Source organism: Nocardia sp. NPDC057272, from assembly GCF_042668615.1.
In the GTDB taxonomy this organism is placed as follows: domain Bacteria; phylum Actinomycetota; class Actinomycetes; order Mycobacteriales; family Mycobacteriaceae; genus Nocardia.
Genome location: NZ_JBHUYK010000028.1, coordinates 69,225 through 92,231 on the forward strand (window position 1 = coordinate 69,225; position 23,007 = coordinate 92,231).

Here is a 23,007-nt window from a genome sequence, read left to right on the forward strand (position 1 = left end):
GCGTTCATGGCTGACTCTCCGACCTGGGCCAGTATTCCTACCGGTGGTAGCGCAGACGAGATGCTCGACCTCGGGGCGGAAGGTTTGCAGTATTTCGTCGAATACCTACCTCGCTATGGAAAAGCATCAGCGGTTATGCACGCTCCTGCTAGGTCAGAACTTCTGGCGGGGGCTAATGGGAATTTCGATTCGATCTATGCGAAGTACGACACCGAACGTGGTATGGATATCGCGGCAATCGATCGGATGTCCGCGGCTTTGTCCAAGGTGATGGCTAAATTGCCCGGGGAGATCGACGATCAGCGGCGGCAGCTCTCGGCATTGCCGTCGATATGGCAGGGTCAGGCGGCTGACTCCGCATCCAATATGCTGAATGCGCAGATTCTCCGTGCTGAACAAGATCGCATCGAAGCCGCGACGATATCGCTCGAGCTGAGCTATGTTTCGACGGCGCTGCGAACTGCCGTTCGGCACAAAGCGGTTACGGTCCAGAGCTTTTGGTCTCCCAATACGCCTGACATACCGCAGCAGAACAGCAGCGGGATGAGCCGCACTGCGATCGATGATTACATACAAGAGGTGTCATCCAACCCAGATTCTGATGCGGGCAAGAAGGCCAAGCAGTGGCTGGTTGATATCTTCATGCCGCACGTCACCGCAACATACGATAAATTCGTTCAGCTCTGCAAGGAAGTCGACACCGAGGTCCGTCGGATTTATGGCGTTCTTGTCGAAGCCTTGAACGGACTGGATACCGGCGCATATCCGATGCCGCAGGATTCCAGCAAGCCGCAGACACCCGTGACGACGGAACAGCAGCCCCAGACGAAAGATACGTCGAAGGGTGACACCTCGACTGGTGGAACACCGTCGACAACGGAGGACACGTCGACCAAGGCGGCGACCACCGAGGACCCGTCGACCACCAAGGACGACGACGATGACGATGACGATGATGACGGCGACATCACCGACACGATCAGCGAAATCACCGATACGGTCAGCGAAGTGATGACCGGTCTCACGTCGCTCGTGTCATCGGTGAGTGAACTCGAATCGCTCGTCACGAGCACGGCGGAGACGATCAGTTCCGGCCTCACCTCGCTCAGCACCTCGGTGCAAGAGGGTTTCGCGTCGATTTCGAGCCAGTTGAGCAGCTTGATGTCCGGTGGCGCGACATTCGATCTGAACGGCACCCAGGTCAGTGTGGGAACCGATGCGAACGGCCAACTCACGGTGAGTACCACCGACTCTGCCGGAAACTCGCACGAATACGGCATGACGCTCGATGCCAACGGCATTCCGGTGATCAGCGACGAGCAGACCAGCGGCGAAATCGGTTCGGGCACACCGGAGACCGGCACGGGCCAAGGGCCGACCGGTCTCGAAGACACTGAGGAGGGGACATCCTCGGGTGCGACACCGAACCCGACCGGTTCCCTCAACGCCAAAGGCTATGCCGCGGAGAACATGCCGGGGGCGGGCTCCACGCCGAGTGCGGACAACGAGCCCGACGGTGAACATTGGGCGGAGCAGTATCCGGTGAGCCAGCAACCCGATCCGGGTGACTCCGGTGCGGTCCTGGCGGAGGCGGGCCCGCTGTGAATCAACGAATTGAGGGGGTTTCGTGATGAGTCGATCACGGATCGAAGAAGGCGCCTACGATTTCCTTCGCCGGGTGCAGATTCTGGACTACGAGTACGACGAGATGCGCAACAGCCTCGCGGTGCACAACAACGGTCACGAGATTCTCGCCGAGATTCAAGCGGTCAGGGAGCGCGAAGCTGCCGAGGCCGAAGAGCGGGCACGGCTCGAAGCGGAAGAACGCGAGCGTCAAGAAGCCGCGGCCAGGGAGCAGCGCGAAGCCATCGCACGGTCTATCGCCGCTCGACGGGCCAATGACCGCGCTGCTCCGCTGGATGACGACGATCCCGAAGCCGAGTACTACCAGCGCAAGAGCTGGCTGGTCTGAATCGCCGGCGCGACGCCGAATACGGACGGTGATCGCGCCGGGTCGACGTCGTTCGGACGGCCCGGGGGCTTCTTTTTCTAGCCGCGGATGAGCTTGGCGACCGTGCCGATGGACAGCTTGGGCGCCTCGACCTCGACCTCGGCGTGGGGGTCGACGACCTTGGTGTGGGGGATCTCGGCTTCCGGGTCGGCGAAGGCCGCGTACTTCTTGTCGGCGAGGAGGGTGGCGAGCAGGTAGCCGGTGACCAGGGCTCGGGTGGCCTTGTCGGTTTTGTGTTCGTAGCGGCCCGCGCCGAGGGCGGCGAAGAGGCGGCGGCCCTCGATGATGCCGTTGTGGGAGGCGCCGCCGATGGTGCGCAGGATCGACGGGCCCGACCAGGCGGCGGCGAGTGCGCGGGCGTTGGAGCTGACCGAGTCGAGATCGTCGCCGGTCAGGATCAGGCCGGGCGCGTCGATGTCGGGGGCGATGTTCTCCGCGGCGGGGGAGGTGGGGGCAGGGAAGAGAGCTACGACGGCGGCTACCCGGTGCTGAGCTGCGGCGATCACCGCGGCGCCTGCCCCCATGCCGTGGCCGGCGAGGGCGAGGCGGTCGGGGTGGACGCTGATGGTGCCGTCACCGAGGCGGACCTTGCTGACGATGTCGAGCGTGGTGAGCAAGTCGGTGCCGAGGTCCAGATGTGACGGAATCGGGCCACGCTCGGTATCGGGCGCGGCGACCACGAAACCCCACGACGCGATGTGTTCGAGCAGGCTCTTGTAGTTCTCGGCGCTGGTCAGCCAGCCGTGCGCGAACGCGACAGCGGGCAGGTTCAGCCCGGACTCGGGCGTGTACACCACACCCGGCTGACCTGCGATCCCTAAGTTCCCACGCAGCACCCGGTGGGGGCCACGCACGGACAGGGTGCTCACGAGCGATTTTGCAGACACCGACACGGCGAGAAGAGTATCCGATCAGTAGGGTGGGGGACCATGTGCGGAATCGTGGGGTACGTCGGATACCGGGATGCGCTGGGCGTTGTCGTCGACGCGCTGCGACGCATGGAGTATCGCGGATACGACTCCGCGGGGGTCGCGATCCTCGATGGAAACGGTGCTCTCGCGGTCGAACGTAAGGCCGGGCGGCTGGCCAATCTGGAAGCCGAACTGGGCGAGGCGGGGACCGAGCGTTTCGCCGGTTCGACCGGGATGGGGCACACCCGCTGGGCCACCCACGGCGCGCCGACCGACCGCAACGCGCACCCCCACCGCGACATCTCCGGCAAGCTCGCCGTCGTCCACAACGGCATCATCGAGAACTTCGCGCCGCTGCGCCGCGAGCTCGAGGACGTGGGCGTCGAGCTACTGAGCGACACCGATACCGAGGTCGCGGTGCACCTGGTTTCGCGCGCGTACGCTGACGGCCCCACCGCGGGCGACTTCACCGCGAGTGTCCACGCCGTGTTGCAGCGGCTCGAGGGCGCGTTCACGCTCGTGTTCACCCACGCGGACCATCCCGGCACGATCGTGGCGGCGCGCCGGTCGACGCCGCTGGTCGTCGGGGTCGGCCAGGGCGAGATGTTCATCGCCTCCGACGTCACCGCGTTCATCGAGCACACCCGTGAGGCGGTCGAGCTCGGGCAGAACCAGGCCGTGGTGATCACGAAGGACGGCTACAGCGTCACCGACTTCGCGGGCAACACCGACGGGGTGGTCAGCCGGCCGTTCACCATCGACTGGGACCTCGCCGCCGCCGAGAAGGGCGGCCACGACTACTTCATGCTCAAGGAGATCGAGGAGCAGCCCACCGCCGTCGCCGACACCCTGATGGGGCATTTCGTCGTCGACGAGAAGGGCGGCCGGATCGTCCTCGACGAACAGCGCCTCGCCGACCAGGAGCTGCGCGAATTCGACAAGGTGTTCGTCGTGGCGTGCGGCAGTTCCTACCACGCGGGCCTGCTCGCCAAGTACGCGATCGAGCACTGGACCCGGGTGCCGGTGGAGGTGGAGCTCGCCAGCGAATTCCGTTACCGCGACCCGGTTCTCGACCGGTCGACGCTGGTGGTGGCGATCTCGCAGTCCGGTGAAACCGCCGACACCCTCGAAGCGGTGCGCCACGCCAAGGAGCAGAAGGCGCGCGTGCTGGCCATCTGCAACACCAACGGGGCGCAGATTCCGCGCGAGTCCGACGCGGTGATCTACACGCGGACCGGGCCCGAGATCGGTGTCGCCTCGACCAAGGCGTTCCTGGCTCAGGTGGCCGCCAACTATCTGGTCGGTCTGGCCCTGGCGCAGGCGCGCGGGACCAAGTACCCCGACGAGGTGGCTCGCGAGTTCGCCGAACTGGAATCGATGCCGAAGCTGATCGCCCGGGTGCTCGAGACCGCGCCGCAGGTGCGGGCCATCGCGCGCGAGCTGGCGCACGTGCCGACGGTGCTGTTCCTCGGTCGCCACGTGGGTTACCCGGTGGCGCTCGAAGGCGCGCTCAAGCTCAAGGAACTGGCCTACATGCACGCCGAGGGCTTCGCCGCGGGCGAGCTCAAGCACGGGCCGATCGCACTGATCGAAGAGGGCCTGCCGGTGATCATCGTGATGCCGTCGCCGAAGGGGCGGGCGGTGCTGCATTCCAAGCTGCTCAGCAACATTCGCGAGATCCAGGCGCGCGGTGCCCGCACGATCGTGATCGCCGAAGAGGGCGATGACACCGTGCGCCCGTTCGCCGACGACCTGATCGAGATCCCGGCCGCCCCGACCCTGTACCAGCCGCTGCTGTCCACGGTGCCGCTGCAGATCTTCGCCGCCGAGGTGGCCCAGACTCTGGGCTACGACGTGGACAAGCCCCGCAACCTGGCCAAGTCGGTCACCGTCGAATAGGGACCGGGTGCCGGCCTCGACGCGAGGCCGGCAGGGTCACTTGACGGTGATGGATCCGCGCATGTCGGGGTGCAGGGTGCACATGTAGCGGTAGGTGCCGGCCTGGGTGAAGGTGTAGGACCATTCGCCCTTGTCGAAGATGGGGCTGTTGAGGCCCATCGCCTTGTCGCCGATGCCCTGCACGTTGTGCGGGACCTTGTCGGAGAACTTCCAGGTCACCGTCTCGCCGACCTTGATGGTGGCGTCGGCGGGTGCGTATTTCATGTCGCCGACCTCGACCGTGAGGTTGGTCGGGGCGTGCTGTTGGGTGGTCGTGGTGGTGACCGGGCGGGGTTTGCGGGTTGTGGTGGTGGCGGCGTTTCCCGAGTCGCCGGAACAGCCGGCGGACACCAGGGCGGCGGCCACGACTATTCCGGCGGCAAACCGGGCGGATGCGGCGCGGTGACGAACCATCGACATGGGTGTGGAGCGTAGTCTGCGAGCGACCCCGGGCCGGTCGGCGGCCCGTTTCGGGCAGCTGGGAGGCGACTATGTCGGATCGGCGTGGCTACTACACCGTCGACGAGGTGCGGGCGGCGGAAGCCGAGCTGTTCACGCGGGTGCCTGCGGGTATGCCGATGCGGCGGGCTGCCTTCGGGCTGGCCGGGGTGGTTGTCGACGAATTGCGGTCGCTGACCGGGGGCGTGGTCGGCCGAACCGTCGGACTGCTGGTGGGGTCGGGGGACAACGGCGGGGATGCGTTGTGGGCGGGGGCCTTCCTACGGCGTCGGGGCGTCCGGGTGTCGGCTGTTCTGCTGAATCCTGAACGGGCGCATCGGGAAGGGCTTGCTGCGTTGCGGGCAGCTGGGGGCCGGGTGGTCGATCGGCTCGATGGTGTCGATCTGGTGATCGATGGGATCGTGGGGATTTCCGGACGGGGGCCTTTGCGGCCCGGGGCGGCGGAAATAGTTGCTGCCCTGGATGTTCCGATTGTCTCGGCAGATCTGCCCAGTGGAGTCGATCCGGATACGGGGGCGGTGGATGGACCCGCGGTGACGGCGGATGTGACGGTGGCGTTCGGTGCCTATAAGCCGGTACATGCGTTGGCTGTGCCTCGGTGCGGGCGAATTGTGTTGGTGCCGATCGGGTTACGCCTTCCGGAGGCTGGGCTGGCGCAGCTCGATCCAGGAGCGGTGGGGGCCGGGTGGCCGGTGCCGGGGCCTGCTGACGACAAATACAGCCAGGGAGTGACGGGGGTTTGCGCGGGCAGTGCGAAGTATCCGGGGGCGGGGGTGTTGTGCACGGGTGCCGCGGTGGTGGCGACCTCGGGGATGGTTCGGTATGTGGGGTCCGACACCGAGGTATTGGAGGAGTTCCCCGAAGTTGTCGCCAGTTCGTCGATTTCGGAGACCGGGAGGGTGCAGGCCTGGGTGGTCGGACCGGGGGGTGGTACTGATCCGGGGGCCCGGGATCGGTTGGCCGAGGTGCTGGGTACCGATCTGCCGGTGTTGGTGGATGCGGACGGGTTGACGATCCTTGCCGAGGAACCGGGGCTGGTTCGGGGGCGATCCGCGGTGACGGTGCTGACGCCGCATGCGGGGGAATTCGCTCGGCTGACCGGTGGTGCGGTGGGGGCGGATCGGGTGGGTGCGGTGCGAAGGCTCGCGCAGGAGTGGGGGGTGACGGTTCTGCTCAAGGGCCGGGCGACGGTTGTCGCTTCGCCGGGGCAGCCGACGCTGGTCAATGACGCAGGTGGGGATTGGGCGGCTACGCCGGGGTCGGGGGATGTGCTGTCGGGGATTATCGGGGCGTTGCTCGCCGCGGGGTGTGCGGCGGGGTGGGCTGCGGCTGCCGGGGCTCGGGTACATGCGTTGGCGGCGAATCTGGCCGCTCATGAGGGACGGGCGGCGGGGGCGCCTATTTCCGCTACGCCGTTGCTGGGGCATGTTCGGGAGGCCGTGCGGGTGTTGCGGGAGGTCGGTGGGGGCGAGGGTCGGTAGGCCCGGGACGGAGCCCAGGTATGGCGGATTCGGCGGGTCCTGGCACGATCGGGGGTGTGAATGCGCAAGTGGAGACGGTCGTCGACTTGGATGCCATTGCTCACAATGTGCGGGTGTTGCGGGAGTACGCGCACGGGGCCGCTGTGATGGTGGTGGTCAAGGCCGACGGGTACAACCATGGGGCGGTGGAGGTGGCTCGGGCCGCGTTGGGGGCGGGTGCGCGGGAGCTGGGCGTGACCACCGTGGGGGAGGGACTGGCTCTGCGGGCGGCGGGGATCACGGCTCCTGTGCTGTGCTGGCTCAATACTGTCGACGCCGATTACGCGGGTGCTGTGGCGGGCGATCTCGAGATCGGGGTGTCGTCGCTGGCGCAGTTGCGGGCGGTGGAGCGCGCCGCGGTGGCGACGGGGCAGACCGCGACGGTGACGTTGAAGGTGGATACGGGGCTCAATCGCAACGGGGTGTCGGTGACCGAGTATCCGCAGGTCCTGCGTGCTGTGCGGGCGCTCGTCGACGGGCAGGTGGTGCGGTTACGGGCGATCTTCTCCCATCTCGCGCACGCCGATGAGCCGGGGCATCCGATGGTGGATCGGCAGCGGGACCGGTTCGTCGAGGCGATCGCGCTGGCCAAGGAGCACGGTCTCGAACCCGAACTCGTGCACCTGGCGAATTCGGCGGCCACCTTGACCAGACCAGATCTGCGGTTCGACATGGTTCGGCCGGGTATCTCGGTGTACGGGCTCTCGCCCATACCGGAGCTCGGACAATTCGGTCTGAAGCCCGCGATGACATTCCAGGCGGAGGTCGCGTTGGTGAAAAAGGTGGCGGCAGGGGAGGGCGTGTCGTACGGGCACCGGTGGATCGCACCGCGCGACACCACGATCGCGCTGGTGCCCGCGGGATATGCCGACGGCGTATTCCGTTCGCTCAGTGGACGTTTCGAGGTGTGGCTGGGCGGAGCCCGGCACCGTAATGTCGGACGGGTGTGCATGGACCAGTTCATGGTCGACCTCGGCGACAACGCGGGCGGCGTGCGGGAGGGTGACCGCGCGGTGCTGTTCGGCGGCGGCGCGGGACAGCCACACGCACTCGATTGGGCGCGGGCGCTGGACACGATCGACTACGAAGTCGTCTGCGCGCCGCGCGGCCGTGTGGTTCGCCGCTACGTGGGTACCGGCCGATGACCCGGCGCACGGTGATCCGCCGCGGTGGCCTGGCGACCGCCGGCCTGCTCGCGGGCCTCGCCATCGCCCACACCCTGCGCCAGATCGGCGCGCGAGTGATGTGGCCCGCCGAGCGTGACGAATACCGCGACGAGAACTTCGCCCTGATCGACGACGACGAACCGGGCATGGTGCTCGCCGATGACGGGGTGTCGCTGGCCACCCGCACCTACGGCGACGAGGCGGCCGAAGTCACGGTCGTCTTCGTGCACGGATTCTGCAACAGCATGGAGTCCTTCCACTTCCAGCGCCGCGATCTCGCGCGGCAGTGGGGGTCGAGGATGCGGATGGTGTTCTTCGATCTGCGCGGACACGGACGCTCCGGCACTCCGAGTACCGAGAGCTGCACGGTCGCCCAGCTCGGCCGCGACCTCGCCACGGTGATCCGTGAGTGCGCGCCGACGGGGCCGGTGGTGCTGGTCGGGCATTCGCTCGGCGGAATGGCCGTGCTCGCGGCGGCCGCGCAGTTCCCCGAGCTGTTCGCGGCGCGGGTGCGCGCGGTCGGGCTGCTGAGCACCGCCGCCGCGGAGGTGACCGCGACCGGGATCTCGCAACTGGTTCGGCATCCCGCGGTCGACGGCTTCCGGCTGGCGGTGCGGACGGCGCCGACGCTGGTGCAGTTCAGCCGCAGCGCGAGCAAGCACGTGGTGACGCCGATCCTGCACGTGAGCTCGTTCCACGGCCCCGTGAGTCCGACGCTGTCGCGATTCACCACGATGATGATCGACCGCACGCCCGTCGGCACCATCGAAAAGTTCCTGAAAGCGATTGAGCTGCACGATGAGTCAGCCGCATTGCCCGTCCTCGGCGAGCTGCCGGTACTCATCCTCGGCGGTGCGCACGACGTGGTGATCCCGTTCCGCAACTCCCGCGAACTGGCGGCGGAACTACCGGGCAGTGAACTGGTCCGGGTGCGTGAGGCGGCGCACATGCCGCACCTGCAGTTCCCCGAGGTGAGCCTGGCCGCACTCGACCGGCTGCTCGCGCGGGCGGGAATCATCGGCAACCGCGGCGAGGAGGCCGTCGGTGGCTGACCCGCACCAGCGCGTTCTCGACACCGTCGAGGACACCGAAGCATTCGGCCGCGAACTGGCGGCCACCCTGCGCCCGGGTGACCTGGTCGTGCTCGACGGCCCGCTCGGCGCCGGTAAAACTGCGTTGACCCGCGGAATCGCCGCCGGGCTCGGTGTCGCGGGCCGGGTCAGCTCGCCGACGTTCATCATCGCGCGGGCACACAAGGCCGGAGTGCGGCCGGACGGCACGCCCGGGGTGGCGATGGTGCATGTCGACGCCTACCGCCTCGCGGGCGACCTCGACGAACTGGACTCGCTCGACCTCGACACCGACCTGCACCACGCGGTCGTCGTCGTGGAATGGGGCAAGGGGGTCGTCGAACACCTCGCTGACCGGCATCTGCGAGTGCAACTCGCCCGGGAGCCGGAATCCGATGTGCGCACGGCGATCTGGGAATGGATCGAATAACGCGCGATCATGCGCGCACCGGTGCGCGCCGAGCGCCGATACCACCCGGTATTGTTGAGACAATCATGCTCGTACTAGCAGTCGACACCGCGACACCCGCCGTTACAGCGGGATTGGTGCACCTGTCACCTGCCGGTGAACCCGGCACCCGCCCCGCCGTGGCGACGCTCGCTGCCCGCGTGAAGGTCGACGCCCGCGCGCACGCCGAGGTCCTCACTCCGCAGATCCTGGAGTGTCTAGCCGAGGCGGGGGTGCGCCGCGACGAGCTCGACGCGGTCGTCGTCGGGCTCGGACCTGGACCGTTCACCGGGCTACGCGTGGGAATGGCCACCGCGGCCGCCTTCGGTGACGCGCTCGGGTTACCCGTGCACGGGGTGTGCAGTCTCGACGCCATCGCCGCCGACACCATCGGTGAGAAGCGAGATCCCGGCGAGCTGTTGGTGGTCACCGACGCGCGCAGGCGCGAGGTGTACTGGGCCAAGTATCTGAACGGGGCGCGGGTCGCCGGTCCCGAGGTGAACAAGGCTGTCGACGTTCCGGTGGGTGAGGCCGCGGCGATCGCCGGGTCGGCCGCGCACGTGGACTTCTTCGATCTGCCGGTGCTGCCCAGCGAGACGCCCTCGCCTGCCGGGCTGGTCACCGTCGCGGCGTCGGCGCTGCTGGCGGGAGAGGCACCGCAAGCGCTGGTGCCGTTGTATCTGCGCAGGCCCGATGCGGTGGAGAACAGCTTCCGCACCCTCGACCGGACCGGGGCGTGAGTGCCGTGACCGAGTACCTGATCGCTCCCATGACCCTGCCCGACATCGACCGCTGCGTCGAACTCGAGCACCTGCTGTTCCCCGAGGACGACCCGTGGCAGGCGGTGTCGTTCCGGTCCGAGCTGGCCGGCGGGCACAACCGCTACATCACCGCGCGCACCGCCGACGGGGTGATGGTCGGCTACGCGGGCATCGCGCTGCTCGGTGACGACGCCCATCCCGAGGCCGAGGTGCACACGATCGGTGTCGACCCGGAATGTCATCGGGGCGGCATCGGCACGCTGCTGCTCGAAGCGCTGCTGGCGACGGCGGCCGAACGCGGCGGCCCGGTGTTCCTCGAGGTGCGCACAGACAACGCGCCCGCCATCGCGATGTACGCCAAGCACGGGTTTCACATCATCGGGCTGCGCAAGAACTACTACCACCCCAGCGGGGCCGACGCGTACACGATGCGCCGTCCGGAACTGACCGCCGCGGCCGATGAATGGGCCGCGCGCGGCCGGCAGGACGAGGTGTTGTCGTGATCGTCATGGGGATCGAAAGCTCGTGCGACGAAACGGGAGTCGGCATCGTGCGCCGTCATTCCGATGGCTCGGTCGAGCTGCTCGCCGATGAGGTGGCCTCGAGCGTCGACCAGCACGCCCGCTTCGGCGGCGTGGTGCCCGAGATCGCCTCGCGCGCACATCTCGAGGCGATCGTGCCCGCGATGCGCCGTGCGCTGGCGACCGCGGGGATCAGCAAGCCGGACGCGCTCGCCGTCACCATCGGGCCGGGGCTGGCCGGTGCGCTGCTGGTGGGGGTGGCCGCGGCCAAGGCCTATGCGGCGGCGTGGGATGTGCCGTTCTACGCGCTCAACCACCTCGGTGGGCACGTGGCGGTCGATACGCTCGAGCACGGGCCGATGCCGCCCGCGGTGGCGCTGCTCGTGTCCGGTGGGCATACGCACCTGTTGCAGGTCACGGATCTGGGTGAGCCGATCACCGAACTCGGCAGCACCGTCGACGATGCCGCCGGGGAGGCGTTCGACAAGGTCGCGCGGCTGCTCGGTCTCGGCTATCCCGGTGGGCCGGCCCTCGACGCTGCCGCCGGCTCGGGTGACGCGCGGGCGATCGCCTTTCCCCGTGGGATGACCGGGCCCCGCGACGCGCGCTACGACTTCTCCTTCTCCGGCCTCAAGACCGCGGTGGCCCGCTATGTCGAGGCCGCGCAGCGTCAGGGCATCACGCCCGACCAGCTGCCGATTCCCGATATCGCCGCGTCCTTTCAGGAGGCAGTGGCGGATGTGCTGACGATGAAGGCGGTCCGGGCGGCGACCGACGTCGGTGTCGACACGATCGTGCTCGGCGGCGGCGCCACCGCTAACTCGCGGATTCGATCACTGGCCGAAGAGCGGTGTGCTGCCGCGGGTTTGACGCTTCGGGTGCCCAAGCCACGGCTGTGCACGGACAACGGTGTGATGATCGCGGCGCTGGGCGCGCATGTGATCGCGGCGGGTGCGCAGCCTGCTGAACTGACTGTCGCCACCGATCCCGGGCTGCCGGTCTCGGTGAGCGCCCTGCGCGGCTAGCGCCCGTCCTGCCTGGTCGCACGGCACCCCTGACGAACCCGCCACCGGTCCACCCGGCTCAGTGCGCGCGTCAATCGGCTGGCGGTAAGGGGATTTCGTCTGTCGCGGTGGCCGACGGAATCGGGAGGGTGCTGTTGGCGGGGGCCTGCGTGGGCGAGGTATTGGGGGTGGAGGGACGTTGTCTGCCGCCGCCGGAGGAGCCGCTGTCCAAGGGGCCGCCGAGAGGAGACTCGGGGTAGGGGATCTGCGGGAGGTTCGGATCGGGGCGCAGGGTGGGGGCCGTCGTCGAGGTGGGCGCGGAGGGCGTGGTGCCGCTCGGGCTCGGCGCCCCGGTGGTGGCATTCGGTGCTTCGGTCGCGGGCGGGGCAACGGTGGCGCCGGTGCGTTCGGTGCTCTCGCGATTGGCGGGGGTGGGTGCCGGGGAGGGCACCAGCGGTAACGGGGATTGACGCACGGTGCTGCTCGTGCCGGCGGGGGTGACATCGGGGGCGTCGGGCGAGACTGCCTGCACGCCGTAGCCGATCACCAGGCCGACCACCACGACCGCGCCGACGAGGGTGCCGACGACCTTGGCGAAGGTGCCACTCGGTGCGTCGGCGTGCCCAACGCCCGGCAGTCCGGACGGTGCCGCGGCGTCGGCGACCAGCGCCGCGCCCTTGGCGATGACGGCCTCGGGGTCGGGCACGGTGAGCACGGGGACGTCGAGGCGCGATTCGAGAATGTCGATGACACACGGGATGTTGGCGCAGCCGCCGATCACGGCGACGGCGTCGGGGTACTTCGGCGCGCGGGTGAACACCGACGACGAGAACAGCGCGATATTGCGCAGAAGGCCGTCGATGAGCTCCTCGAAATCGGGGCGGGTGAGCTCCAGCCCCTGCCCCGCTACATGATCGATGGTGACGACGGGTGCCAGCGACAGGTGTTCCTTGGCCGCACGGCCACGGTTGGTCAGGGTGGTGCGGTTGGGCCGGGTGCCACGTCGGGCGTAGTGCAGGTCGACCAGGTGGTGGTAGATCAGCTCGTCGATCGCGTTGCCGCTCAGCGTCGGCGTCCGTTCGGTGTGCAGCACCACGTTGTCGGTGTAATCGGCCACGGTGACGGTGAGCCCGGTCGCGCCCAGGTCGATCACGGCGACGGTGGGGTAGCGGTCGAGCAGTCCGGTGTGGCGCAGATAGGCGAGGGCGGCGGCGCCCTCGGTGACGAGCCGCAGATCACGATGGCGCGTGGTGGCGGCCCGAATGGCTTGTGCCTGTTCCTTGTTGCGGTAGGCGACGGCGACGCTGGTCGGTGGCCGCGACCGGGCCGACTCGGCGCGGCGGTGGCCGCCGGAATAGCGCCCGAGCGGTTCGCCTGCCATCGCCGCCTGTGACACCGGCAGCTGGTTGGTCATCAATTCGATCGAGGACGATACGAGATCGCCGAGATCGGAATGTGCCTCATCTGCGGAAACGACCCGGTAGTCGAAAGTCTGCTCGCCCGCGGGCCCCGTCGCGACCAATGCCGAGCACACCACCTCGTTCCCGGCCGAGATGCCGAGGGATGTTCGCATGTTCACCTCCCTTCAAGCCGATGGTGCTCTCCGAGCGGATGGCGCCTTCCTGTGCTATGTCACAGCCTGTTATGCGAACGTTACAGATTGTGGCAGGCGATGTGAAGATCACTGGCCAGTGTGGGCGTGTCGAAAATGCGACATCGGCAGAACCCGACCTTGAGTGCTGGCACTCTCGCGTATAGAGTGCTAGTCGGCACTGTGAAGCTGTACTTGTGCCAGTCGACTTCTGGGCTTCGGCTCCGGCACCCGCGACGACGGGGCTGTGCGCAGGGTCGCGAGCTGACCGAAACCCGGCCTGGGACACCAGTTCCGGACAACCGAATTTCCCCTGAAAGTGGAGGGCTCAACGTGGCGAGCGTGAACATCAAGCCGCTCGAGGACAAGATCCTCGTCCAGGCCAACGAGGCCGAGACGACGACGGCCTCCGGCCTGGTCATCCCGGACACGGCCAAGGAGAAGCCCCAGGAGGGCACCGTCATCGCCGTCGGCGCGGGTCGCGTCACCGACAAGGGTGACCGCATCCCGGTCGATGTCAAAGAAGGCGACGTCGTCATCTACAGCAAGTACGGCGGCACCGAGATCAAGTACCAGGGTGGGGAATACCTCATCCTCTCGGCGCGCGACATCCTGGCCGTCGTCACCAAGTAAGGCCAACGCCGCATCAGCGTTCCGCCCCGGCGTCTTCACAGGCCCGGGGCGGATTGCGTTCACAAACAGGAGCTGAATCCTCTTATGCCCAAGCAGATCGAGTTCGACGAAAAGGCTCGCCGGGCTCTGGAACGCGGTGTCGACAAGCTGGCCGACGCCGTCAAGGTGACCCTCGGCCCCCGCGGCCGGCATGTGGTGCTGGCCAAGGCTTTCGGTGGCCCGACCGTCACCAACGACGGTGTCACCATCGCGCGTGAGATCGACCTCGAGGACCCCTTCGAGAACCTCGGCGCCCAGCTCGTCAAGAGCGTCGCCACCAAGACCAACGATGTCGCGGGCGACGGCACCACCACCGCCACCGTGCTGGCCCAGGCGTTCGTGCGCGGCGGCCTGAAGAACGTCGCCGCGGGCGCCAACCCGATCACCCTCGGCCAGGGCATCGCCGCTGCCGCCGAGAAGGTGTCGGAGGTGCTGCTCGCGCTGGCCACCCCCGTCTCCGGCGAGAAGGCCATCGCCCAGGTCGCCACCGTCTCCTCGCGCGACGAGGAAATCGGCGACATGGTCGGCAAGGCGCTCACCACGGTCGGCAAGGACGGCGTCGTGACCGTCGAGGAATCCTCGACCACGAACACCGAACTCGTCATCACCGAAGGTGTGCAGTTCGACAAGGGCTACCTCTCGCCCTACTTCCAGACCGATCCCGAGACCCAGCAGGCCGTGCTCGAGGACACCTACGTCCTGCTGCACCGCGACAAGATCAGCTCGCTGCCCGATCTGCTGCCGCTGCTGGAGAAGATCGCCGAGTCCGGCAAGGCCGTGCTGATCGTGGCCGAGGACGTCGACGGCGAAGCGCTGTCCACCCTGGTGGTCAACTCGATCCGCAAGACCATCAAGGCCGTCGCCGTCAAGGCACCGTTCTTCGGTGACCGTCGCAAGGCGTTCCTCGACGACCTGGCCGTCGTCACCGGTGGCACCGTGATCAACCCCGATCTCGGCGTCACCCTGCGCGAGGCCACCATCGAGCAGCTGGGTCAGGCGCGTCGCGTCGTCGTCACCAAGGACGAGACCGTGCTGATCGACGGCGCGGGCTCCGACGAGGACATCAAGGGCCGCAGCGCGCAGCTGCGTCGCGAGATCGAGGCCTCGGACTCCGACTGGGATCGCGAGAAGCTCGAAGAGCGTCTGGCGAAGCTGGCCGGTGGCGTCGCGGTGATCAAGGTCGGCGCTGCCACCGAGACCGCGCTCAAGGAGCGCAAGTACCGCGTCGACGACGCGGTCGCCGCCGCCAAGGCCGCGGTCGAGGAGGGCATCGTCCCCGGTGGTGGTTCGGCGCTCGTGATCGCCGCTGCCGCGCTGGTCGAGCTGCGTGACTCGTTCACCGGCGACAAGGCCGTCGGTGTCGAGGTGGTTCGCAAGGGCCTCGAGGCGCCGCTGTACTGGATCGCCAGCAACGCCGGTCTCGACGGTGCGGTTGTCGTCGCCAAGGTCTCCGAGGGCAAGGAAGGCTTCAACGCCGCCACCCTGACCTACGGCGACCTGCTCGCCGACGGTGTCGTCGACCCGGTCAAGGTGACCCGCTCCGCCGTGGTGAACGCCGCCTCGGTCGCGCGGATGATCCTGACCACCGAGAGCGCCATCGTGGAGAAGCCGGCTGAGGCCGACGACGATCACGGGCACCACGGTCACTCGCACTGAGTTGTCGGAGCGAACCGCCGCTGCGCGGCGAGACCCTCCTCAGGGTCGGGTCGTGCGTGGCGGGTTGGTGATATGACGAAGGCCCCCGGATCGCTATCGCGATCTGGGGGCCTTTCGTCGTTCAGCTGGCTACCGGGGGATCTTCGGCATCCAGGGCGGCCAGTAAACGGGCGCGCAGGGACGGTGGCGGTGGGGTGGGGGTTGCGGACGCGAGCTGGGCGAGAGCTTCGCGGGTACCGCGAACCTCTCGCAGGAACTGCGTACACAGGGTGGAGTCTTCGGTATCGATGATGGTCTGGATCGCGTGATGGTCTTCGTCGTCGATCAATCCGAGCGCGACGGTGTGCGCGAGATCGATCTGGGCTTCGTTCATCTCACGTCACCCCCAAACTTTTCTTCAGTCGTGTCAATCCGTCCCGAATTCGGGACTTAACGGTCGGTAACCCGATGCCGAGGTATGTCGCTACCTCCGCGTAGGTCCGCCCGCCGTAGTAGGCGAGCGAGATCGCCTCGCGCTGGGTCTCGGTGAGGGTCGAGAGTCCGCGCTGGACGGCCTGTTGTTCTAGTCTGCGTTCCACCTCCTCGGTGACCTCGTCGAATTCGTGTCCGAGCACCCGGATCCCGTACGCGACCTCGCGCTGGGTGTGGGCTTGCTCGGCGCGAACCCGGTCGACCGCGCGCCGGTGTGCCAACGTCATCAGCCAGGTCACCGCCGACCCCTTGGCGGGGTCGAAACTCGTGGCGGTACGCCAGATCTGGAGATAGACCTCCTGAGTGGTCTCCTCCGCGTACCCGGGGTCGTGGAGCACCCGCAGGACCAGGCCGAAAACGCGCGCGGACGTTCGGTCGTACAGCTCGGCAAAGGCCTGCTGGTCGGACAGACCGCATCGTTCCAGCAGTGCAGCTAGCTCGACTCCTTCGGCCGCGCGTGCGGTAACCGCAGAATCCACGCTCGGTGGAAAGGCTTCGCTTCGGAACCCATTCTGTGTCATCGGTCACGAATGTAGCCCGAGGCTATGACCTCCCGCGACCGGGGGTGCCTTTTATTCGGGTGCCAGCTGTTTGCTAGAGATTCGGCGCGCCACGGCCAGCGGATTGGAACAGATTTGCCAACCCGGCCAGACGGACGCGGTTGACCTCAGACGGCCATCCGTCGCCGGTTGCGGCGGGCGTGCATCTCGCGTTCGGTCTCGGACATGCCGCCCCAGATGCCATAGGGCTCGCTGACCTTGAGGGCATGGGTGCGGCACTGCATCAGCACGGGGCAGGCCCGGCAGATCTCCTTGGCGCGCATCTCGCGCGCCGTGCGGGCGCGGCCGCGTTCGCCGTCGGGGTGGAAGAAGACCGCGGAGTCCTGACCGCGGCACGAGCCACGCATCTGCCAGTCCCAGACATCGGCGTTCGGTCCGGGGAGGTGGGTGGGCATGGGCATGTGAACTCCTTGAGGCGCGAGCTCGTCAGCGTTGTCGAGCGAGTGGTGCGGCAGGTCTTCGCGCCACCCGATGGGGGTGGCCGGCTCGACGGTGCCTGACGGTGCCGCTCGGAGGTCGCTGCGATTTCGCGCGGCGCCAACCGTGGCGATGAGCTACGTTAGGTGCAGGCGGGAATTTCCGTCAATAGTTCGGCGCATGAGTTCAGTAAATCTGCAACGCTGAAATTTAACCTACTCACTATTTACATTTCACACCCGATCCCTCCATACTGTTTGGTTGGCTATGGATCGGGTGTCTTCGCGTCTCCTAGGCATCCCATATTTTCCCAGGTCGCGCCGGTCGGGGCCTGGTTCGTGCCGGTGACGGCCAGGGTGGCCGGGTGTGCTGGATCACAACGGCCTCCGCCGCCGGACTGCGTGCAGATGGCGAAAACGGGGCGTGAAGGTTAATTGCGCGAAACGCATGTGAATTCGAGACTTTCCGGTAGTGGCATCGGGGAGCGGAGATTTACCTGATGGCAACATCGACACTCGAGAGAAATGCTGATTGTTTGCTGATTGCCCCTCGTTGATCCATAACATGGGAGCTGCCCGGGGCGGGTGGCGGCTAGAGTCTCGTCGTGCAGACAACGGCCTCACCCGCGGATATCGGTTCCGAAATACTCGTTTCGACTGCTTTCGGGCGCACTCCCGGCCTGGCCGCTACGGAGTTGCCGGAGCCGGCGGACCCGTTGTCGCGGTGGTACCGCGCGGTCGCGCTCGGCGGACAGGGCCGCTATGCCGCCGCCCGTGCTGACCTGCTGATATCGGCCAGAACCTCGACCGATCCCGGCCTGAAATCCCTCGTCGAGAGCACCCGTGGATCGCTACTGCGTCAGCTCGGCGATCACGCGGGTGCGGCAGCGTTCGACGGTCGCGCCGCGGCGATCGCGCTCGGCGCCACCGGAGCGTCCCGCGCCGAGGCGCTCGCCGATGCGTATACGGGCCTGGCCGCCGATGCCCTCGGCACCGGTCGGCTCGCGCTGGCCCGCACACTGCTCGGCCGGGTACGGCCACTGCTCGACGCGGCACCTCCGCGCGCCGAGGTGCGCTGGCACTGGGTGCGCGCCGAGACCGCGCTCGCCGGCGGTGAAGCGGACGAAGCGCTGCGCGACGCGGTCGCGGCGGCCGAACTCGCCGCGGCGCTGCCCTCTGTGCGTCACCAGGTGAAATCGGCACTGCTCGTGGCGGCCGCGACCGCAGCGACCGGCGACCTCGCCGGGTCCGCTGAACTGGCCGTGCGAGTCGACGCGGACTGCCGCGAAAACGGCCTTCTCCCACTGCGATGGGCCACCGCGATGCTGCGCTCGGGAGTCGCCGAACCGGCTCTGGCGCGCGACGCGGCGGGCGAAGCCGCAGATCATGGCGCCCGTCTACGGGCCTGGGGTGGGGACATCGCCCCGCTGGGTGCCTGATTCGCTCCAGATGATCTTTCTGAGAGCTCGGTTAGAAGCGACCACGCCCGCTGGCGGCCGATCCGGGGGTCGCTATTGTTAGTCCCGTTCCGCCTTTTCGGTGGAAGCTCGGTCACATTCGACCGCGCCACTCGTAACGCCAGGAAAATCTCTGACGATGACGCATATGGGCGAAGAGTTGGACCTCGCCGTCGCTGCGGCTGCGCAGGGCGACAGGACCGCTTTAGCTCGGGTATTGGAACTGGTCCGTCCCTTGGTAGTTCGCTACTGCAGGGCACGGATCGGAGCCGCGGAGCGCGGACAGCTCTCCGCGGACGATGTTGCGCAAGAGGTCTGTTTGGCTGTGATGACCGCCCTGCCCCGCTATCAGGATCAGGGTCGGCCCTTCATGGCCTTCGTGTACGGAATCGCTTCGCACAAGGTCGCCGACGCCCATCGCAACGCCGCCCGTAACAAGGCGGAGGCGATGGCCGAAGTACCAGATGTCATATCCACCGACCACGGGCCGGAACAGCGGGCTCTCGACTCGGAGACGAGCAGGCAGATGAACACTCTGCTGGCAACGCTCCCCGAGAAGCATCGAGAGATCCTGATCCTGCGTTTGGTCATGGGTCTGTCAGCAGAGGAAACCGCAGTCGCCGTGGGCAGCACGGCGGGGGCGATACGGGTTGCCCAGCACAGGGCACTCGCGAAACTGAAGTCACAAGTGGCGAGGGCAGGTGAAATGTATGGCTAGGGATGGCGAGCGCGGTCTTGGCGACCGGAAAGTTTGGCAGCGTGGATCGCACGACAGCGGTCCCTACGCCGCCGAGGACACCGGTGACTCCGGACCGGTCGACATCGCGGCGGTGCGCAGCGATGACGCGCTGATCGACGCGATCGCAAGCGACGGTCCGGTTCGTACCGACAGTCCCGAAGAGTTCCAGCTGGCGTCGTTACTCGCGGATTGGCGGGCCGACCTTCTGGCCGAGCCGATGCCCGCGGGTCCTGATCTGGACACCGTCTTCGCGGCGGTCAATCAGGAGATCGGCGCTCGGCAGGTTCGAGTCGGAGCTTCCTCGCGCGGACGTCTGCGACTGGTCCGCCCGATTTTCGGGGCAGCAGCGGCATTGTCGCTGGTGTTCGGCGGTATCACGGCCTTCGCTTACAGCGCGGCCCCCGGCGATCCGCTGTGGCGGGTCAAGGAGGTCGTGTTCAGCGAGCAGGCGCAGTCCACCGTCGTACAGTACGCCGACGAAGATCTGCTGGCCGCGCAGAATCTGCTCACCTCGGGCAATCCGGAACAGGCGAAGGCCAGGCTGGAACAGGCTTCAGCCAACGCAGGCCAGGTCGACGATCCGGCCAAGCGTGAGGATCTGATCGCGCGCTGGAACCTGTTGCGAGATCAGCTGATCAAGGTCGCCCCGGAGATCGGCGCGCAACTGCCGCCGACCACCACCGCGCCGGCCAAGCCGAGCTCGCCCGTCCAGGTCCCGCCGACGACGAATCCGGGCACCACCGCGCCGGTGGCGCCGACCGGTCCGGGAGCGGGTACCACCGATCCGTCGACCCCACCGCCGGTCATCATGCAGACCCCGGGCCCGGGCCCGGAAACCAAGCCGCTGGTTCCCGTCGAGCCGACGCAGCCGCCGGTCGAGCCGACACAGCCGCCGGTGACTCCGCCGGTGACTGTCGACCCGACCACACCGCCGACCACCATCGTCGAATCACCGCCGGTCGTCACTGTGCCGACGGTGGTCCCGACGTCCGCACCGCTGCCGAGCTTGCCACCTACGCAGCAGGTGCCTCCGCCGGCGACCATCCTGCAGTCGCCGCCCGCGGTGCCCTCGCCGTAGCAGCACGATGAATTGAACAAAGAACGAAGGCCCCGAACAGGTTCGGGGCCTTCGTCTTGTGCTGGGGGAATTTCCGGTGCGGGCCTGCGTAGTCCCCCACGCACGCGTGACCGAGAGTGGGGGAGGGCAGGCGCCGCGACGGACTCAGCTGCGCCGAGTCGCCGGAGAGCTCAGTTGTCGAACCCGTCGAAACCGTCGCCGTGGAACGCCTCGTTCATCGACGCGTCCGCGTAGCCGCGGCAGTAGTCCCACGTGACGTAGGCCTCGGGGGTGGGGTCGTAGGCGGGTTCGTGTGGACGGACGGTGCCGTCGACCAGTAGCTGTAGGAGGTTCGCCCGCAGCATGTCCCAGTCGTGGTAGTGATCTTGCCGACAATCCTCACAGCTGACGACCAGACCGCGGATACCGCGATGGGCCAGCAGGGCTTCGTATACGGCGAGGTCTGCGAGATCTTCCTCGACCGCGAGGCGCTCATGAGGATCCAACGGCTCACCGGGCTCGATCGCATCGAGCGCGGCGGACGGGTCGGAGGGGTCTCCGGCGAAGGGATCCGGCGGCAGGCCAGGTGGTAGATGGTCACGCACATCCCCACGGTACGCAGTACTTGGTGCATCGCGCCAGCGATGCACCGGGCAAGTTTTGCGGAAGGGCTCACTTCACAGGCGTCTCCGGGCGCCGGATACCATGGAATACAGGCGTCGGCGACTTTGTTCCAGCCGACCATCCGAAAGCTTTTTTCCGCTCGAGCACCGACGCACCGTGTCTACCGCGTCGGTAGCTATGACGACCAGGAGGGGTCGATCCGAATGAGTAATCCCGTGTCGGGCGAACGAATCGCGGTGCGCCCTCCTACGGGGGGCGACGATCCGACCAAGATCGCCATGCTCGGCCTCACGTTCGACGACGTGCTGTTGCTGCCTGCCGCCTCGGATCTCATCCCCAGCTCGGTCGAGACGTCCAGCAAGCTGACCAGGGACATCACCCTGCGCACGCCGCTGGTGAGCTCGGCCATGGACACCGTCACCGAGGCGCGCATGGCCATCGCCATGGCGCGTGCGGGCGGTATGGGCGTGCTGCACCGCAACCTCTCGGCCGCCGATCAGGCCGCCCAGGTGGAGACGGTGAAGCGCTCCGAGGCGGGCATGGTGACCGACCCGGTCACCTGTCGTCCCACCGATACCCTCGCCGAGGTCGACGCCATGTGCGCCCGCTTCCGCATCTCGGGTCTGCCGGTGGTGGACGAGACCGGTGCGCTGGTGGGCATCATCACCAACCGTGACATGCGCTTCGAGGTCGATCAGGACCGTCGGGTGGACGAGGTGATGACCAAGGCGCCGCTGATCACCGCTCGTGAGGGTGTCACCGCCGAGGCCGCGCTGGGTCTGCTGCGTCGCCACAAGATCGAGAAGCTGCCGATCGTCGACGGCAACGGCCGCCTGCGCGGGCTGATCACGGTCAAGGACTTCGTCAAGACCGATCAGTACCCCAACGCCACCAAGGACCGCGACGGCCGCCTGCTGGTCGGCGCCGCGATCGGTGTCGGCGAGGATTCCTGGTCGCGGGCCATGACGCTGGCCGACGCCGGGGTCGACGTGCTGATCGTCGATACCGCGCACGGCCACCAGTCGCAGGTGCTGCAGATGGTCGCCAAGGTCAAGGCCGAGGTCGGTGACCGGATCCAGATCGTCGGCGGCAATGTCGCCACGCGCGCCGGTGCCGCCGCGCTCGTCGAGGCGGGCGTCGACGCGGTGAAGGTGGGTGTGGGCCCCGGCTCCATCTGCACCACCCGCGTGGTCGCCGGTGTCGGCGCGCCGCAGATCACCGCGATCCTCGAAGCCGTCGCCGCGTGCAAGGCCGCCGGCGTGCCGGTGATCGCCGACGGTGGCGTGCAGTACTCCGGCGACGTCGCCAAGGCGATCGCCGCGGGCGCGTCCACGGTGATGCTCGGCTCGCTGCTCGCGGGTACCGCCGAGTCGCCCGGTGAGCTGATCCTGGTCAACGGCAAGCAGTTCAAGAGCTACCGCGGCATGGGCTCGCTCGGTGCCATGCAGGGCCGTGGCCAGGCCAAGTCCTACTCCAAGGACCGCTACTTCCAGGACGACGTGCTCGCCGAGGACAAGCTGGTCCCCGAGGGCATCGAAGGCCGCGTTCCGTTCCGCGGCCCGGTCAACCAGGTGATCCACCAGCTCGTCGGCGGCCTGCGTGCCGCGATGGGCTACACCGGTTCGCAGAACATCGAGCACCTCCAGGGCGCGCAGTTCGTGCAGATCACCGCGGCGGGCCTCAAGGAGAGCCACCCGCACGACATCACGATGACCGTCGAGGCCCCGAACTACACCGGGCGCGGCTGAGTACAATAGATGCGTTTGTGCGCCGGGAGGTACGCTCCCGGCGCACAAGGGCAATGCAAGCAGGCTCCGAGTCCGCCGCCTACCGGCGCTCCCGGCCCCGCACGACCCGACCTCGAGGAGGGTCCGCCGCACAGCGGCGGTTCGCGGCCGGGTCGCCGGTCAGGCGCCGCCGCGTAGGCGACGAAGGAGCAAGCGGCGGTGCCTGAC

23 protein-coding genes are annotated in these 23,007 nt (G+C 67.7%); 16 read left to right on the top strand and 7 right to left on the bottom strand.

What is annotated here, in order from left to right:
* Nucleotides 1-6: 6 nt before the first annotated feature.
* Nucleotides 7-1,605 carry a hypothetical protein gene (locus ACFULV_RS28665; protein ID WP_378662023.1) on the top strand — a complete coding sequence of 533 codons (1,599 nt, stop codon included), beginning with the start codon at nt 7-9 and terminating at the stop codon, nt 1,603-1,605.
* Between the two features lie 25 nt (nt 1,606-1,630).
* Nucleotides 1,631-1,972 carry a hypothetical protein gene (locus ACFULV_RS28670; protein WP_378662025.1) on the top strand — a complete coding sequence of 114 codons (342 nt, stop codon included), beginning with the start codon at nt 1,631-1,633 and terminating at the stop codon, nt 1,970-1,972.
* 77 nt (nt 1,973-2,049) lie between these two features.
* Here the strand turns inward: ACFULV_RS28670 and ACFULV_RS28675 are convergent, their stop codons facing one another.
* Nucleotides 2,050-2,904: a dienelactone hydrolase family protein gene (locus ACFULV_RS28675; RefSeq protein ID WP_378662028.1), complete on the bottom strand. Its 855-nt coding sequence runs from the start codon at nt 2,902-2,904 to the stop codon at nt 2,050-2,052.
* 36 nt (nt 2,905-2,940) lie between these two features.
* Here ACFULV_RS28675 and glmS point away from each other — a divergent pair, with 36 nt between their 5' ends.
* Nucleotides 2,941-4,821, top strand: a complete 1,881-nt coding sequence (glmS, locus tag ACFULV_RS28680; RefSeq protein ID WP_378635306.1) for a glutamine--fructose-6-phosphate transaminase (isomerizing) — start codon at nt 2,941-2,943, stop codon at nt 4,819-4,821.
* 36 nt (nt 4,822-4,857) lie between these two features.
* Here the strand turns inward: glmS and ACFULV_RS28685 are convergent, their stop codons facing one another.
* Nucleotides 4,858-5,280: a plastocyanin/azurin family copper-binding protein gene (locus ACFULV_RS28685; RefSeq protein WP_378635309.1), complete on the bottom strand. Its 423-nt coding sequence runs from the start codon at nt 5,278-5,280 to the stop codon at nt 4,858-4,860.
* Between the two features lie 71 nt (nt 5,281-5,351).
* Here ACFULV_RS28685 and ACFULV_RS28690 point away from each other — a divergent pair, with 71 nt between their 5' ends.
* From ACFULV_RS28690 to tsaD, 7 genes are all read left to right on the top strand, one after another.
* Nucleotides 5,352-6,800, top strand: coding sequence for a bifunctional ADP-dependent NAD(P)H-hydrate dehydratase/NAD(P)H-hydrate epimerase (locus tag ACFULV_RS28690; protein ID WP_378662030.1), 1,449 nt, complete (start codon nt 5,352-5,354; stop codon nt 6,798-6,800).
* 20 nt (nt 6,801-6,820) lie between these two features.
* Entirely contained in the window at nt 6,821-7,984 is a 1,164-nt protein-coding gene (gene alr, locus ACFULV_RS28695; RefSeq protein ID WP_378662033.1) for an alanine racemase, read from the top strand.
* Nucleotides 7,981-9,057 carry an alpha/beta fold hydrolase gene (locus ACFULV_RS28700; RefSeq protein ID WP_378662036.1) on the top strand — a complete coding sequence of 359 codons (1,077 nt, stop codon included), beginning with the start codon at nt 7,981-7,983 and terminating at the stop codon, nt 9,055-9,057. The genes alr and ACFULV_RS28700 overlap by 4 nt, the downstream gene beginning before the upstream one ends.
* Nucleotides 9,050-9,505 (top strand): tRNA (adenosine(37)-N6)-threonylcarbamoyltransferase complex ATPase subunit type 1 TsaE, encoded by a 456-nt coding sequence (gene tsaE, locus ACFULV_RS28705; RefSeq protein WP_056818220.1) that lies wholly within the window; start codon nt 9,050-9,052, stop codon nt 9,503-9,505. Before ACFULV_RS28700 ends, tsaE begins: the two co-directional genes overlap by 8 nt.
* Before the next feature lie 65 nt (nt 9,506-9,570).
* On the top strand, nt 9,571-10,263 hold the full coding sequence (tsaB, locus tag ACFULV_RS28710) for a tRNA (adenosine(37)-N6)-threonylcarbamoyltransferase complex dimerization subunit type 1 TsaB (RefSeq protein WP_378635319.1): 693 nt from the start codon (nt 9,571-9,573) through the stop codon (nt 10,261-10,263).
* A 29-nt stretch (nt 10,264-10,292) separates the two neighbouring features.
* Complete coding sequence (gene rimI / locus ACFULV_RS28715) at nt 10,293-10,787, top strand: ribosomal protein S18-alanine N-acetyltransferase (protein WP_101468212.1); 495 nt, start codon at nt 10,293-10,295, stop codon at nt 10,785-10,787.
* Nucleotides 10,784-11,830 (top strand): tRNA (adenosine(37)-N6)-threonylcarbamoyltransferase complex transferase subunit TsaD, encoded by a 1,047-nt coding sequence (gene tsaD, locus ACFULV_RS28720; protein ID WP_378635322.1) that lies wholly within the window; start codon nt 10,784-10,786, stop codon nt 11,828-11,830. Before rimI ends, tsaD begins: the two co-directional genes overlap by 4 nt.
* Before the next feature lie 70 nt (nt 11,831-11,900).
* On the opposite strand, the gene ACFULV_RS28725 is transcribed toward tsaD, so the two are convergent.
* Nucleotides 11,901-13,382, bottom strand: a complete 1,482-nt coding sequence (locus tag ACFULV_RS28725) for an Hsp70 family protein (protein WP_378662039.1) — start codon at nt 13,380-13,382, stop codon at nt 11,901-11,903.
* A 351-nt stretch (nt 13,383-13,733) separates the two neighbouring features.
* Here ACFULV_RS28725 and groES point away from each other — a divergent pair, with 351 nt between their 5' ends.
* Nucleotides 13,734-14,033: a co-chaperone GroES gene (gene groES / locus ACFULV_RS28730; RefSeq protein WP_056818214.1), complete on the top strand. Its 300-nt coding sequence runs from the start codon at nt 13,734-13,736 to the stop codon at nt 14,031-14,033.
* A gap of 84 nt (nt 14,034-14,117) precedes the next feature.
* Entirely contained in the window at nt 14,118-15,728 is a 1,611-nt protein-coding gene (gene groL / locus ACFULV_RS28735) for a chaperonin GroEL (protein WP_378635326.1), read from the top strand.
* Between the two features lie 121 nt (nt 15,729-15,849).
* On the opposite strand, the gene ACFULV_RS28740 is transcribed toward groL, so the two are convergent.
* From ACFULV_RS28740 to ACFULV_RS28750, 3 genes are all read right to left on the bottom strand, one after another.
* Nucleotides 15,850-16,101 carry a hypothetical protein gene (locus tag ACFULV_RS28740; protein WP_378635329.1) on the bottom strand — a complete coding sequence of 84 codons (252 nt, stop codon included), beginning with the start codon at nt 16,099-16,101 and terminating at the stop codon, nt 15,850-15,852.
* Between the two features lies 1 nt (nt 16,102).
* The gene (locus tag ACFULV_RS28745; RefSeq protein WP_378635331.1) at nt 16,103-16,720 is read right to left on the bottom strand and encodes a sigma-70 family RNA polymerase sigma factor; all 618 of its coding nucleotides are present in this window, start codon (nt 16,718-16,720) and stop codon (nt 16,103-16,105) included.
* A gap of 146 nt (nt 16,721-16,866) precedes the next feature.
* Nucleotides 16,867-17,160 carry a WhiB family transcriptional regulator gene (locus ACFULV_RS28750; RefSeq protein WP_022567299.1) on the bottom strand — a complete coding sequence of 98 codons (294 nt, stop codon included), beginning with the start codon at nt 17,158-17,160 and terminating at the stop codon, nt 16,867-16,869.
* A 620-nt stretch (nt 17,161-17,780) separates the two neighbouring features.
* Here ACFULV_RS28750 and ACFULV_RS28755 point away from each other — a divergent pair.
* The 3 genes from ACFULV_RS28755 (at nt 17,781) to ACFULV_RS28765 (ending at nt 20,449) form a co-directional block, all read left to right on the top strand.
* A complete protein-coding gene (locus ACFULV_RS28755; protein WP_378662042.1) occupies nt 17,781-18,614 on the top strand; it encodes a hypothetical protein in 834 nt (277 codons plus the stop codon).
* A 157-nt stretch (nt 18,615-18,771) separates the two neighbouring features.
* The gene (locus ACFULV_RS28760) at nt 18,772-19,350 is read left to right on the top strand and encodes a sigma-70 family RNA polymerase sigma factor (RefSeq protein ID WP_056818204.1); all 579 of its coding nucleotides are present in this window, start codon (nt 18,772-18,774) and stop codon (nt 19,348-19,350) included.
* The gene (locus tag ACFULV_RS28765; RefSeq protein WP_378662045.1) at nt 19,343-20,449 is read left to right on the top strand and encodes an anti-sigma-D factor RsdA; all 1,107 of its coding nucleotides are present in this window, start codon (nt 19,343-19,345) and stop codon (nt 20,447-20,449) included. The genes ACFULV_RS28760 and ACFULV_RS28765 overlap by 8 nt, the downstream gene beginning before the upstream one ends.
* Nucleotides 20,450-20,619: 170 nt before the next feature.
* Here ACFULV_RS28765 and ACFULV_RS28770 read toward each other — a convergent pair whose 3' ends face one another.
* A complete protein-coding gene (locus ACFULV_RS28770) occupies nt 20,620-21,033 on the bottom strand; it encodes a DUF5319 domain-containing protein (protein ID WP_022567296.1) in 414 nt (137 codons plus the stop codon).
* A gap of 222 nt (nt 21,034-21,255) precedes the next feature.
* Here ACFULV_RS28770 and guaB point away from each other — a divergent pair, with 222 nt between their 5' ends.
* Entirely contained in the window at nt 21,256-22,800 is a 1,545-nt protein-coding gene (guaB, locus tag ACFULV_RS28775) for an IMP dehydrogenase (protein WP_378662048.1), read from the top strand.
* Nucleotides 22,801-23,007: the final 207 nt, after the last annotated feature.

Bases quoted from the DNA above. Each gene is read 5' to 3' on its own strand.
- ACFULV_RS28665 (WP_378662023.1), top strand. From the start codon at position 7: ATGGCTGACTCTCCGACCTGGGCCAGTATTCCTACCGGTGGTAGCGCA.
- ACFULV_RS28670 (WP_378662025.1), top strand. From the start codon at position 1,631: ATGAGTCGATCACGGATCGAAGAAGGCGCCTACGATTTCCTTCGCCGG.
- glmS (WP_378635306.1), top strand. From the start codon at position 2,941: ATGTGCGGAATCGTGGGGTACGTCGGATACCGGGATGCGCTGGGCGTT.
- ACFULV_RS28685 (WP_378635309.1), bottom strand. From the start codon at position 5,280: ATGTCGATGGTTCGTCACCGCGCCGCATCCGCCCGGTTTGCCGCCGGA.
- ACFULV_RS28690 (WP_378662030.1), top strand. From the start codon at position 5,352: ATGTCGGATCGGCGTGGCTACTACACCGTCGACGAGGTGCGGGCGGCG.
- alr (WP_378662033.1), top strand. From the start codon at position 6,821: ATGGCGGATTCGGCGGGTCCTGGCACGATCGGGGGTGTGAATGCGCAA.
- ACFULV_RS28700 (WP_378662036.1), top strand. From the start codon at position 7,981: ATGACCCGGCGCACGGTGATCCGCCGCGGTGGCCTGGCGACCGCCGGC.
- tsaB (WP_378635319.1), top strand. From the start codon at position 9,571: ATGCTCGTACTAGCAGTCGACACCGCGACACCCGCCGTTACAGCGGGA.
- rimI (WP_101468212.1), top strand. From the start codon at position 10,293: ATGACCCTGCCCGACATCGACCGCTGCGTCGAACTCGAGCACCTGCTG.
- ACFULV_RS28725 (WP_378662039.1), bottom strand. From the start codon at position 13,382: ATGCGAACATCCCTCGGCATCTCGGCCGGGAACGAGGTGGTGTGCTCG.
- groL (WP_378635326.1), top strand. From the start codon at position 14,118: ATGCCCAAGCAGATCGAGTTCGACGAAAAGGCTCGCCGGGCTCTGGAA.
- ACFULV_RS28740 (WP_378635329.1), bottom strand. From the start codon at position 16,101: ATGAACGAAGCCCAGATCGATCTCGCGCACACCGTCGCGCTCGGATTG.
- ACFULV_RS28745 (WP_378635331.1), bottom strand. From the start codon at position 16,720: ATGACACAGAATGGGTTCCGAAGCGAAGCCTTTCCACCGAGCGTGGAT.
- ACFULV_RS28750 (WP_022567299.1), bottom strand. From the start codon at position 17,160: ATGCCCATGCCCACCCACCTCCCCGGACCGAACGCCGATGTCTGGGAC.
- ACFULV_RS28760 (WP_056818204.1), top strand. From the start codon at position 18,772: ATGACGCATATGGGCGAAGAGTTGGACCTCGCCGTCGCTGCGGCTGCG.
- ACFULV_RS28765 (WP_378662045.1), top strand. From the start codon at position 19,343: ATGGCTAGGGATGGCGAGCGCGGTCTTGGCGACCGGAAAGTTTGGCAG.
- guaB (WP_378662048.1), top strand. From the start codon at position 21,256: ATGAGTAATCCCGTGTCGGGCGAACGAATCGCGGTGCGCCCTCCTACG.